Source organism: Ruficoccus amylovorans (assembly GCF_014230085.1).
Lineage (GTDB): Bacteria > Verrucomicrobiota > Verrucomicrobiia > Opitutales > Cerasicoccaceae > Ruficoccus > Ruficoccus amylovorans.
Window position 1 is genome coordinate 1 of record NZ_JACHVB010000040.1, and the last position, 13,084, is coordinate 13,084.

General features: G+C 44.5%; 6 protein-coding genes and 1 pseudogene. All 7 read left to right on the top strand.

Annotated features, from left to right (window positions below):
• Positions 1-2,409 (top strand): DUF4838 domain-containing protein (locus tag H5P28_RS14275; protein ID WP_221773435.1); only part of this gene is annotated, 2,409 nt, incomplete at its 5' end.
• 7 nt (positions 2,410-2,416) lie between these two features.
• Positions 2,417-3,241 (top strand): hypothetical protein, encoded by an 825-nt coding sequence (locus tag H5P28_RS14280; RefSeq protein ID WP_185676391.1) that lies wholly within the window; start codon positions 2,417-2,419, stop codon positions 3,239-3,241.
• An 888-nt stretch (positions 3,242-4,129) separates the two neighbouring features.
• Positions 4,130-4,701, top strand: a pseudogene (locus H5P28_RS20140) (sialate O-acetylesterase).
• Positions 4,702-4,744: 43 nt separating this feature from the next.
• Positions 4,745-5,716 carry a sugar phosphate isomerase/epimerase family protein gene (locus H5P28_RS14290; RefSeq protein ID WP_185676393.1) on the top strand — a complete coding sequence of 324 codons (972 nt, stop codon included), beginning with the start codon at positions 4,745-4,747 and terminating at the stop codon, positions 5,714-5,716.
• A gap of 84 nt (positions 5,717-5,800) precedes the next feature.
• Positions 5,801-8,236 (top strand): alpha-L-rhamnosidase-related protein, encoded by a 2,436-nt coding sequence (locus H5P28_RS14295; protein ID WP_185676394.1) that lies wholly within the window; start codon positions 5,801-5,803, stop codon positions 8,234-8,236.
• A 150-nt stretch (positions 8,237-8,386) separates the two neighbouring features.
• On the top strand, positions 8,387-10,849 hold the full coding sequence (locus tag H5P28_RS14300; protein ID WP_185676395.1) for a beta-mannosidase: 2,463 nt from the start codon (positions 8,387-8,389) through the stop codon (positions 10,847-10,849).
• 32 nt (positions 10,850-10,881) lie between these two features.
• Positions 10,882-13,084 (top strand): DUF4838 domain-containing protein (locus H5P28_RS14305; protein WP_185676396.1); only part of this gene is annotated, 2,203 nt, incomplete at its 3' end.

Sequence of the window (13,084 nt, forward strand, 5' to 3'; positions counted from 1 at the left end):
CAAGAAGTAATAGCAGCTGACATGTTAAAGGAGGGTCTCGATTCGATGAGCGGAGCCACTTTTAACATTATCCCTGAGCCCCTGTATGCGGAGGAATTTAGGTCGATGCCAGTTTTAAGCGTAGGAAATACAAAACTCAAGGAGGCTAGTGGACTTCTCGTGCCTGAGCTTTCTGCAGAAGGCTACGCGCTTCAGGCCTCTGGTAATGCACTTTTTTTTACCGGAGGGGAACGCCGGGGGCCCATTAATGCTGTGATTGCATTTTTGGAAGAAGACTTAGGGTGTCGCTGGTATTCTCGCTTCGTGCCTGCCTATTATCCTTATGAAGAAGAGTTGACGGTATCGGTTGTTCCGCGGTCTTATTCGCCGATTTTGGAGATGCGTGATGTATATCATGTGGAGGCTCAGGATCCCGATTGGGCTATCATGAATCGGATCAGTTCGGCGGTGGATCCTTTGTCTTTGGAGATTCCTTCGGCATACGGAGGCATGCTTCGCTATCCAGGAAGACAGTTGTTTGCTCATACATTTTATCGATTGGCTCCAGCTAAAGAGTTACTCTCTAGTCATCCTGAGTATTTCGCTTTAATTAATGGGGAGAGGCAGTTTAATAATATATGCTTGAGCAATGAAGAGGCGCTGCGGATTGTTGCTGATAATGCAATTAAGATTCTTGATGCGGATCCTGATGCGCGTTTGTTCAGCATTTCGCAAAATGATGGATCAAGCGTTCTGTGCCGCTGCGAAGACTGTTTAGCATTTTCAGAAAAGGAGAATGATTCCGGGTTGCTTATCAATTTTGTGAATCAAGTTGCTGAGTTGATTCATCGTAAATACCCCGATGTGCAGATAAGCACCTTAGCTTATTTGCAGACATTCATGCCGCCGAAAACAATACGCCCTGATGGGGATACATTGATCTGGTTGGCAACAGATCGGCATGTCTGGCACAATAAATATTTTTATATTACCGAAACTGAAGAATTCCAAGAGGCTCTCGAATCATGGCGTGCTATCGGTGCCAAAATACACATCTGGGACTATACTTTTGGAGATAATGCTAATTGGCTAACACCGATTCCAAATTTCAAGGTCATTGAAGAAAACTTTAAATATTTGGTGGAGCAGGGGATTTCTGGTATCTTTTTCCAAGATAACTTCCTTAGTATAGGTGGTTCTCGTGCAACCATGAAGGATTGGGCATTGGCTAAGTTGGCATGGGACCCTACTTTGGAAATGGATGATTTGTTACGTGATTTTACTTTTGGTTATTATGGAGCCGCTGGCCCTTCGATCTGGAAGTATAATCAATTATTACATCAAGAATGGGAGTCATTTCACCGCTCTAACAGGCCTAACCAAGGTGCTGTGTTGCATCTTGATCGTGCATTTATCAATGAGGCGCTTGCTTTAATCGATCAGGCTAAAGCGGCAGTCATTAATGACCCTGTTCTATTAGCAGAAGTTGAGCGTGAAGAAACTTGCTTGCTGTATGCACGTCTAGAGAATGGTGTAACAAATTTGGCTGATAAAAAGGCTTACCTCGAGGACATGGATCAGTTCCGGAAATATGTCGAAAAATTCGAGATAAAGAGTTTCGCTGAGCCAACTTTAACAGATACGACTACAAAGTTTACTCAATGGAGAATCGGCATGAATCTGTTCGGTAAGGAAAATTGTTCCCCTAGTGTCATTGAGCTTCAGATTAAGGATGTATTACTCCCTAAGGTTGGAGCCGCAACCTGCCGTCTAACTGAAGAGCCATTATCAGATTCCGGCTATGCTGTTTATCAGCCAGGTATGTCAACTAATTGGTCGATTCAATGGGATCGTTCGGCTATCGATGACTATCGTACAACCGAGACTTATGTTCTGCAGTTAAGAGTCAAACTTGGGGATTTAACTGGATCTGGGAGTGTTTTGATGTGCGGTGTTTGGGATCCTGAAGTGGGATCTTTGCTTGAGCGAGAAATTGATTCCTCGGAGCTTTCTCAAGATGAATTCTCTTGGGTAACTGTAGGTGAAGTTAAATTGCCAGCAAGCAGCAGTTGGACCATTTATGCCGGTGCGGCTAAAGATTCTGTTGCTGATTACTTTTTACTGGAATGTGCTGAGCTGGTTCCTGAGAGTGAACTTGAAGGAGGTGTGTCGAATCTAAACCCTGCAAGCACTCATCCTGTTCTTGAGATGGCTGATGGCCACGCAACCTTCTCATTTTGTCGCGAGAGATTCGCGACGAATCTAACTTACGTAGTTGAGGTAAGCTCTGACTTGACATCATGGACAGAGATCTGGAGCAGTGCTAATGTCCCTTACGGTGGGGGAATTAGCCCGGTGGAGCGGATCACGGTTCAGGATCCGGTTCGCGATGCCAGTCTGAGGTTCCTACGTTTGAAAATTACCGAGTAATAGACTTATGCGCAAGCCAATGATGCCCCATCACCGCTCTGCTCAGCTGAAATACGCTAGTGATATTGAACGATCCAACCAATCCGGATTCGCTTTGATCATTGCCCTCTCCTTGATGGCATTCGTGTTGGCGCTATTATTGAGCATCACAACATTAGGCCACGTGGTCCGCGTTGAAAGTTCGCTCGCGTCCCAGCAAATTCAGAGTAATCAAGCGAAGGCGAACGCATTGCTCGCCCTGAATGTTGCCCTTTGTGAATTACAGAAATACGCAGGGCCCGATCAGCGAGTTACGGGCCGGGCGGATATCACTGCTTCGAGTAATTCAAATCAGATAACATACGAGAGCACGCTCCTCAATCCCTACCTTGTGAATTTGAATGAGACTCGACGCCGCTCTGTGCGGGGTGTCATGAAAAGAGATAGTCTTTATTTTTGGGATTTTTACTATCTTATTAATGACGAAATTTTTGACTCGTACTTCTTCTTGGCAATTTCACAATCCGGTGGGCTGGAGACGTTAAATCCACTATACAAAACGGACATATCCGCTCCAATAAATGAGCTTCGTAATTTTAACTTAGCGGCAAAGCATATCGAGCTTATAGGCGGCTTTAGCGTAAAATCGACCTCTGTCGATGCGTGGATGGCGCTGTTATCCGCTTATCGCGGTGTCCCCTACGGTACTTCTAATGATGATTCACTCTTCGCACGGTGTTCAAATCCAGCCGGTGAGTTAATCGCCGAAGCCGAACCCGAATCGGGAGATGCAGGCACGGCTTGTGGCTATCGTCGACTAACAGACATGCAAATTCAGAATCTAAGAGTGTAGACTTTAATGGAAGCTCGATTGCAATTGCTTATGCAGAGGAGGTTGTTTAGAGAGGTATTGACTATATGGATCCCACTATCGCTGCCGAAGATCTCCCGGCAGTAGGCTCAATTAATGGTCGGTTGGGTCGAAAATTTAAGGTTATCAGCTTAAGTGGTTAAGTGCGGATGAGATATAAATCAGTCAGGGCAGCATATCATGTGCGACCAATTATTATTTATGAACCGAACTCCTAAATTTATCTGGCTCTTTATTGCGGTACTTCTGCCTGGGGTTACTTTTTGTTTACATGCAGCTGAAATAGAGGCGAAAGAACCCATGATCCAAGCTAATTTCGTGGCAACAATGTGGGCGTTGCCTGTTCGGGACGAAGCTAGCCTTAAGCTATACTATATATCAGGCAAAAAGTATCTGCCTTTAGACTATCAATATAAGAGGCTCGGGCAACTACTGCGCTACCTAGGAGGACAGACTTTTGGCATCTACACAAAAGGTGTGAGCACCGATGGTCAGGGCGAGTATCAACTGCAGGGCAGTTGCACCTTACTAGAGCCGGACAGTATCTTTCTGTTTGTTATGCCTCAACCGGAAGCAGGTAAATTTAAACTGGCCGCTTTCGCTGTTTCCATCGAGCAGATTGGTGCTGGTAATTTGGTAATGCTCAACTTGAGTGACGTGCCTGTTGTGGCTGAAGTTGATGGCAGGGGTGAAGCTCGGATTGTCGAAGAAGAGATCGGTTTGTCTGTTAATCAGTATCATGAATGGAAGCCTGCTCGAATGACGGGAGCCCGTACTTGGAAACTGGAGTTATCAAAAGTACCTTCCGGCGGGCTATATCGGGTGGAGTCGCGTTGGTGGCAAGACGGACGAAAAGAAAGCGAATGGTCCATGCGTAGTGATGTACGACGTTTTTTGGGCGTAGGTAATCTTTGGGTAATCTCTGGTCAGAGTAATTCTGCAGGCTATGGTCGTAGGTATTATCATGAAAGTCTTGAGCCTGGCCTCCATTTGTATGGGAATAATCACCGTTGGAGTATTGCTAGCCAACCGCTTAGTGGTACAACGGATAGTCGGCAAGTGGTCAGTGGTGATGCGGCCAATAATGGACACTCTCCGTATTTAGAGGTCGTCCGAATTTTAAGAAAGAGACTGCACTATCCGATTAGCTTGATTCAAAGCGCCGTCGGTGGCACGCCGCTGAGTGATTGGAGCCCAGTTGGGGAGAATTCAGCCGCTTTATTTAAGCAACTAGCCGCTGCGGTGGAGCAAACTGGCAGTCGAGTCAAAGGGATCTTTGGTATCAGGGCGAAAATGAAGCGATTAAATCGGCAACAGCCCTTACGTATCGGCGCGACTTTGTCGCGGCAGTGCGAGCGTGGCGAAAGGAGTGGGGACATCCTGATCTGCCAGTTTTGACTGTGCAACTCAATCGCTACCATTTGTCCACGCAGCCTAGCTAGCATACATAACTTGAATTAGGCGTAGTAAAAAAAAGGAATTATAATGAGAAAATATTCAGCTATTCTTGGTAACCTTGGTAACACTTGCGACCGTTTTTGCAGTCGTTATAAGGATAATCCATCTTCCATTGAGATGCTCAAACAAGCTGGGAAAATTGATGGGATTTCTGGTATCGAACTTGTTGGGACTTGGGACATTCGCCCCGACAATGTAAAAAAAATGAAGTCAGCTCTCAATGATTTAAATTTTGAGTGTGTCTCGATTATCCCTGATCTCTTTTCAGAAGCCATATGGCGTTTTGGAAGTATTTCAGCCAAAGATCCGTCTGTTCGTCAGGAAGCAATGGGCTACTTGCGGACGATGTGTGGAATCGCTGAAGAGATGGACTGTCGCATCGTCAATTTATGGCCTGGACAAGATGGATTTGATTACTTGTTTCAAGGGAATTACTTGGATGAGCGTAATTGGCTAGTTGAAAACGTTGCGCAATTAGCAGGTGAATTCCCTTATCTGAAATTCGCCTTGGAGTATAAGCCTAAAGAGCCTCGAACGCATTCTTATATGGCACGGATGGCTGATACTTTGCTGGTTTGTTTACAGACTGGTATGGATAATGTAGGTGTCACGATTGATACGGGGCATGCCTTCATGGCAGGTGAGAACGTTTCTGAGTCTATCGTACTGGCAAGGCAGGCTGGCGATAAGCTATTTCACATGCATTTCAATGACAATTATAAATCATGGGATGATGATATGATCGCAGGCTCCGTACACTCGCTGGAGTATATTGAGATGCTTTATTGGTTGGATAAATGCGCTTACGATGGCTGGTTCTCAATGGATCAGTATCCTTATCGTGAGGATGCTACAGGAGCTATAGCTGAGAGTATTAATTGGCTTAAGGCATTTGATAATAAGATGTGTTCAAGCCGAGAGGACATTGCTCAAACAATTAATGACGGTGATGCTGTGAAAACTTCAGCCCTCATGCGTAGAATACTATTCGGGAAGTAAGCTTCAGAGAGTCTGAGGAATCCGACTATTATGCCCTAGATCTAGCGATCGAAGTGACTCTCACTACTAGAATACTTTATAATTATGTATGACGCATTTGAACAAAGTCCTTATAAAAATGGGAGATGGATCGCTCCCCACAACAGTGAGGATATTCAGAATTTTTATTTTCGAGCACGGACTCAATTTGATTTGTCAGATCGTTTAGAAAGGGCAGTCCTGCATCTCTGTGCCGATTCGTATTATCTGCTATTTGTAAATGGTCTTGAGGTCTCTCGTGGGCCAGCCCGGGGAACGCATACGCATAACTATTACGATTCACTCGACGTCGCTACGTATTTGAGACCAGGGCGAAATGTCATTGCCGTTTTGGTGCAGTGTATGAATTATGATACATTTGTTGCTGCACCCGTTCAACCCGGGCTTATTGCGGAAATAGATGGCGTTGTTGCGACGGATGCGTCATGGGAAGTGAGCATTGGGAACGACTGGCGCCGGGACGTTGAGTCGTATTCTATCCAAGTCGGGCATAGTGAATGGCGCGATATGCGCTTAGAGCCATTGGGTTGGACGCTTGCTGATGATTCTGTGGCTTGGGAACCTGCCTGGGTAATCCCTTTATCGAGTCAACTGTACGCTAAGAAGCTATTGCCTCGGTCGATTCCGGCGCTTATTGAACGGATAATTTTTCCCGTTGATATTCCTGTGGTTGCCAGCGTTCCTGAGGTTGCTGACTTGTGCGCAGTTGAAATATCTGAATGGATGCTTCAGGAAGCCTATTCTACTCCGAGTGAATCGCGAATTACAGGTCTGGCCACAGTGCTCAGTGGGCAAGAGGGCAATGCTCGTATAGAGCCTGCACCTGATGGTTCCGGTATTACGATTATATTCAATTTTGAAGCGGAAATCGCGGGCCGATTCAAACTTGAATTAACGGCACCGGAAGGCACCGTAGTTGATGTTTGCTATAATGAAAGTGTTAAAGATGAGCGCTTGGCGATCAAGCACAGTCAAGATAGCTACCATTTCGTCGATCGGTATGTGCTGCGCGAAGGTCGCCAGACTATTGGTAGTTCGGTCTACGACCGTGGGTTCAAAATGGTGCAGATCGTCTTGCGTAACTTTGGCTCCACAGTCGAAATCCATAAAGTCAGTGCGATCGAGAATCGATATCCATTTGTCAAACGTGGTTCCTTTCATTGCGACGATATGCTGCTTAATCGTATTTGGGACGTCTGTTGTGAGACGCTGGAAGCGTGCACTACAGATGTGTTTACAGATTGTCCATGGCGTGAACGCGCGTATTGGGTTAACGATTTGATTGTCGAGAACAAAACGTCGTTGCAAGCGTTTGGAGCTTCGGAAGTGCATCGTCGAGCTTTTCGTATGGCATTCTCCGAGGTGCGTGAGGGGGAGCTTTTCGCTGGCGTGTGTCCTTGTCCGGATGGCTATGATCATTTAGTTTTAGTACCAACCAATCTGTTTGTAGTTTTGATGCTGAAAGACTATTTGATGCATAGTGGCGACAAGCAACTAATTCGAGAGTTGCTACCAAAGATTACTATTATTTTAGAAACTTTCAGTCGATGGACAGATGATCGCGGCCTGGTTTCACCCGATGAAAGATATTGGAACTTCTTTGATTGGTCTTACGAGTTGAACGATATCTCCTTAAACGGGAAAACAACTTCATTGCTTAATTATTTATATGTCATGGCGATGAAGAGCATGCTTGAAATGGCTGAAATATCAGCGGCAAAGGTTGACGATACCGCATATAAATTAAGAATCAGTAAGGCTTCAATCAACTTAGAGGAGTGTTTCTTTAAACAGGATGAAAAACTTCTATCAGATTGGATCGATGATGATGGACGCTCGTCGCATTCCAGCCAACTTGCGCATGCATTTGCCTTATTAAGTGGTGAAACCAGCGTAGACAATCGTAAGTATTTTGAAGACGCTCTAAGTGATACAGATATATTGATTCCAGAGTTGTATTTGCATTACTTTGTTTTTCAAGCGATGCAGATGTGCGGTCGAGAAGCTGAGGCACTGGGTCGAATTCGGAAATATTGGGGCAATATTGTGAAGACAGGCTCTCCAACCATCTGGGAGGCTGGAATTCACGAGTGTGGAAAAGAGGCTTTTGGTGGCGACGGCAGCTTGTGCCATGGTTTTGCGACATGTCCAATCGCTTTTCTTCAAAATGTAATTCTGGGTATTGAGCCTCTGACCCCAGGTTTCGAGAGCTTCAAAGTCGAGCCAAGGTCTTTGGGTTTAAACTCTGCAGAAGGTCGAATTCCCACGCCTCATGGTAATATTTATATTCGTTGGGTAAGCGAGGGTGCACATTTGAATGTCGAGCTTAAAGTACCTCGGGGGACGATCGCCCACGTTTCATCTGGAAGTCGATATGGCGAAGGGCGCCACTTTTTTAAAATAAAAATTAATTCAATGCCGGGCGGAGTAATCGATTGTCAAAATATAGATACGGTGTCGCAGGCAGTTGGCGTGCGATAATGATGGCTGTGTGTCCTTATAATTTAACTTATTGGCTACAGATGTAGTATGTTGTTGATTGATTTACCATCAGTCCGATTGTGGGATGAAGCTCTTACCTTCAGGTCTCAGGTAGGTAATTAATTTAACTAGCAAAATAGAAGAGTCTTTATGCAAAAGTTATTATTAAATGGAGTTTGGCGACTTTCAGCTGCAGATGGTAGTAGTGAAGTTCGTGCATCACTGCCGGGGGATGTATATCAAGCGTTGTTGGCCGAAGGAGCAATTTCCGACCCCTATTATCGCGAGCAAGAAAATGATGTTCAGTGGGTGGCGCATGTTGATTGGATGTTTAAGAGAGATTTTGAAATATCCGACGAGTTGTTTTTGTCCGACCTGATTTACTTGGAATTGTCGATGGTCGACTTGATTTCTGAGATAAAAATCAACGGTAAATGTGTTGGCAGAACCAGCAATATGTTTAAGAGATATCGCTTTAATGCTAAGGACTTTATTGTTGCCGGGGGAAACACTATTGAAATCAATTTTAGAAATGCACCCTCGGTAGCGCAGGAACTATCTCAGTTGCAAGAATATGACATACCTGTGTCGTTGATGAATAAGATTCCTTATTTGAATCTTTTACGTAAACCACAGTGTCAAGGCGGCTGGGATTGGGGGGTATGCTTGGTGTCATCTGGTGTTTACGATGATATAAAATTAGTGGGAACTAATGCTGCTGTTATTGATTATATATATACCGATCAGGTTATAAGTGAAAATTCTGCGCAAATTACAGCTATCGTAGAATTTAGTGCCGTTAAGGCCGGAGCCCAAGAGATTATCTTTGAGTTTAATGGTGAAAAAATTGTAGAGAGTGTTGACTTTGTCGTAGGATCACAAAGAGCAGAGGCTCAGTTTATAGTTGAAAATCCCCAGCTATGGTACCCTTCGGGGTTTGGTGATCCGCATTTATATACCTTAACCGTAACGATTGACGGTCAGACAGATTCCCGTCGTGTGGGAATTCGGGAAATTGAATTAATCAGACAAGCTGATCAGGATCAAGGAGGTGAATCTATGTACTTCCGTGTTAACGGAATTGACGTATTTTCAAAAGGAGCCTGCTGGGTGCCTCCAAGTGCAATGCCCGGACAAATTACTGATGAAGTTTACCGCGATTTATTACAGAGTTCTGTTGATGCAAACATGAATATGATTCGTGTCTGGGGCGGGGGGCAATTTGAGCGGGATTATTTCTATAATTGTTGTGATGAGTTGGGTTTGCTTGTCTGGCATGACATGATGTTGGCGTGCAATTTTCATCCTTTTGACGATGCCTTCATTCAAGATATTGCTGAGGAGGCTGAACACCAGGTAAAGCGCCTGCGGAGTCATCCCTCAATTTGCTTATGGTGTGGTAATAATGAGCTTATTGGCCATTTTAATCATCCGTGGTTTGAATCTATCACCAAGCAGCCGTATACATATGTAGCGGGTTATGATCGTGTGAATTGCGCGTTGGAAAAGGCCATTAAGCGGGCTGACCCTTCGCGAACATTCTGGCCGAGTTCTCCATGTGCCGGGCCTTTGCGGTTTGATGATAACTGGAAGGATGATTCTCGTGGTGATATGCACTTTTGGGATGTTTGGTTCGAGGATGTATCTCTAGAGCATTACCGGACGGTGCAACCCCGGTTTTGTTCAGAATTTGGATTTCAATCATTTCCAGATATGGAGTTGATTGAAGAATTCACTGAGGTTGACGACCGAAACGTGTATTCACCGGTCATGGAATCCAGACAGCGCAGCGCGAATGGAAATAAAACCATTGTGACTACACTTTCCCGCTACTTTAGGATGCCGATCGGATTTGTTGATTACGTCTACCTCAGCCAAGTCCAGCAAGCGTTGGCGATCAAAATAGGGGTTGAATTTTGGCGAACGCGCCGCCCTCGCTGCATGGGAACCTTATACTGGCAGTTGAATGATTGTTGGCCTACTGCCAGTTGGTCTAGTTTGAATCATGGCGGGAAGTGGAAAATGTTGCATTATTTTGCAAAGAAATTCTACAGTCCTGTTATGGTTGTGACTTTGCCAGATGATTCTGGCGGACTGACGGTCCATCTAGTGAATGATCTGCCGATGGAAATTCGCTTTAAAATAGATGCAACGGTTTATGACTTTAATGGATGTCCGGTTAAGGAGTTCGTGGCCGAAGGTTTGCAGGGGCATTGCCAATCTAATGTGATTCGGGAAATTACTGAAGACGAATTAAATTTTTCTAAGAACAAGCACTTCTTGCATTTAACAATGGCAGGCTATGGTGATGGTGGACAATACTTTGAACATGAGGATACTTTTTTCTTTACCGAATATAAACGCTGCTCCCTGCCCAGTTCTGAATTTACATTTTCAATCAATCCAAAGGATTTGTCGCTGAATATCAGTAGCCTAGCTCCATCCTTTTTTGTGTGGATCGACGTGCCTTCTAAACTGGGTAGATTTGTTGATAACGGATTTACGCTTTTGTCTGGAGCAACTCGTAACATCCAGTTTCTGCCAAAGGATGGCGTATCTGCTGCTGATTTGAATAACTCTTTAAAGATTAAAGATTTAAGATCTACTTATTAAAAGATAGTAATATGATAAATGGAAATAAATTTATGCCTCTTCTGTTCGCCTTTAGTATTCTTACTGCTTGTGCGTCTGAGCGAATAAATGCGTTGGCACCTAATGGGCAAAGTGTGGAGTTTAAATTGGCAGTAAATGAAAAAGCGTTTGGCGTGATTATTTTGCCTGAGTTTCCGACTCCCCAAGAAGTAATAGCAGCTGACATGTTAAAGGAGGGTCTCGATTCGATGAGCGGAGCCACTTTTAACATTATCCCTGAGCCCCTGTATGCGGAGGAATTTAGGTCGATGCCAGTTTTAAGCGTAGGAAATACAAAACTCAAGGAGGCTAGTGGACTTCTCGTGCCTGAGCTTTCTGCAGAAGGCTACGCGCTTCAGGCCTCTGGTAATGCACTTTTTTTTACCGGAGGGGAACGCCGGGGGCCCATTAATGCTGTGATTGCATTTTTGGAAGAAGACTTAGGGTGTCGCTGGTATTCTCGCTTCGTGCCTGCCTATTATCCTTATGAAGAAGAGTTGACGGTATCGGTTGTTCCGCGGTCTTATTCGCCGATTTTGGAGATGCGTGATGTATATCATGTGGAGGCTCAGGATCCCGATTGGGCTATCATGAATCGGATCAGTTCGGCGGTGGATCCTTTGTCTTTGGAGATTCCTTCGGCATACGGAGGCATGCTTCGCTATCCAGGAAGACAGTTGTTTGCTCATACATTTTATCGATTGGCTCCAGCTAAAGAGTTACTCTCTAGTCATCCTGAGTATTTCGCTTTAATTAATGGGGAGAGGCAGTTTAATAATATATGCTTGAGCAATGAAGAGGCGCTGCGGATTGTTGCTGATAATGCAATTAAGATTCTTGATGCGGATCCTGATGCGCGTTTGTTCAGCATTTCGCAAAATGATGGATCAAGCGTTCTGTGCCGCTGCGAAGACTGTTTAGCATTTTCAGAAAAGGAGAATGATTCCGGGTTGCTTATCAATTTTGTGAATCAAGTTGCTGAGTTGATTCATCGTAAATACCCCGATGTGCAGATAAGCACCTTAGCTTATTTGCAGACATTCATGCCGCCGAAAACAATACGCCCTGATGGGGATACATTGATCTGGTTGGCAACAGATCGGCATGTCTGGCACAATAAATATTTTTATATTACCGAAACTGAAGAATTCCAAGAGGCTCTCGAATCATGGCGTGCTATCGGTGCCAAAATACACATCTGGGACTATACTTTTGGAGATAATGCTAATTGGCTAACACCGATTCCAAATTTCAAGGTCATTGAAGAAAACTTTAAATATTTGGTGGAGCAGGGGATTTCTGGTATCTTTTTCCAAGATAACTTCCTTAGTATAGGTGGTTCTCGTGCAACCATGAAGGATTGGGCATTGGCTAAGTTGGCATGGGACCCTACTTTGGAAATGGATGATTTGTTACGTGATTTTACTTTTGGTTATTATGGAGCCGCTGGCCCTTCGATCTGGAAGTATAATCAATTATTACATCAAGAATGGGAGTCATTTCACCGCTCTAACAGGCCTAACCAAGGTGCTGTGTTGCATCTTGATCGTGCATTTATCAATGAGGCGCTTGCTTTAATCGATCAGGCTAAAGCGGCAGTCATTAATGACCCTGTTCTATTAGCAGAAGTTGAGCGTGAAGAAACTTGCTTGCTGTATGCACGTCTAGAGAATGGTGTAACAAATTTGGCTGATAAAAAGGCTTACCTCGAGGACATGGATCAGTTCCGGAAATATGTCGAAAAATTCGAGATAAAGAGTTTCGCTGAGCCAACTTTAACAGATACGACTACAAAGTTTACTCAATGGAGAATCGGCATGAATCTGTTCGGTAAGGAAAATTGTTCCCCTAGTGTCATTGAGCTTCAGATTAAGGATGTATTACTCCCTAAGGTTGGAGCCGCAACCTGCCGTCTAACTGAAGAGCCATTATCAGATTCCGGCTATGCTGTTTATCAGCCAGGTATGTCAACTAATTGGTCGATTCAATGGGATCGTTCGGCTATCGATGACTATCGTACAACCGAGACTTATGTTCTGCAGTTAAGAGTCAAACTTGGGGATTTAACTGGATCTGGGAGTGTTTTGATGTGCGGTGTTTGGGATCCTGAAGTGGGATCTTTGCTTGAGCGAGAAATTGATTCCTCGGAGCTTTCTCAAGATGAATTCTCTTGGGTAACTGTAGGTGAAGTTAAATTGCCAGCAAGCAGCAGTTGGA

What these genes read in the sequence shown, in the direction of transcription:
- H5P28_RS14280 (WP_185676391.1), top strand. Translation starts at nt 2,417, where the DNA reads ATGCGCAAGCCAATGATGCCCCATCACCGCTCTGCTCAGCTGAAATAC.
- H5P28_RS14290 (WP_185676393.1), top strand. Translation starts at nt 4,745, where the DNA reads ATGAGAAAATATTCAGCTATTCTTGGTAACCTTGGTAACACTTGCGAC.
- H5P28_RS14295 (WP_185676394.1), top strand. Translation starts at nt 5,801, where the DNA reads ATGTATGACGCATTTGAACAAAGTCCTTATAAAAATGGGAGATGGATC.
- H5P28_RS14300 (WP_185676395.1), top strand. Translation starts at nt 8,387, where the DNA reads ATGCAAAAGTTATTATTAAATGGAGTTTGGCGACTTTCAGCTGCAGAT.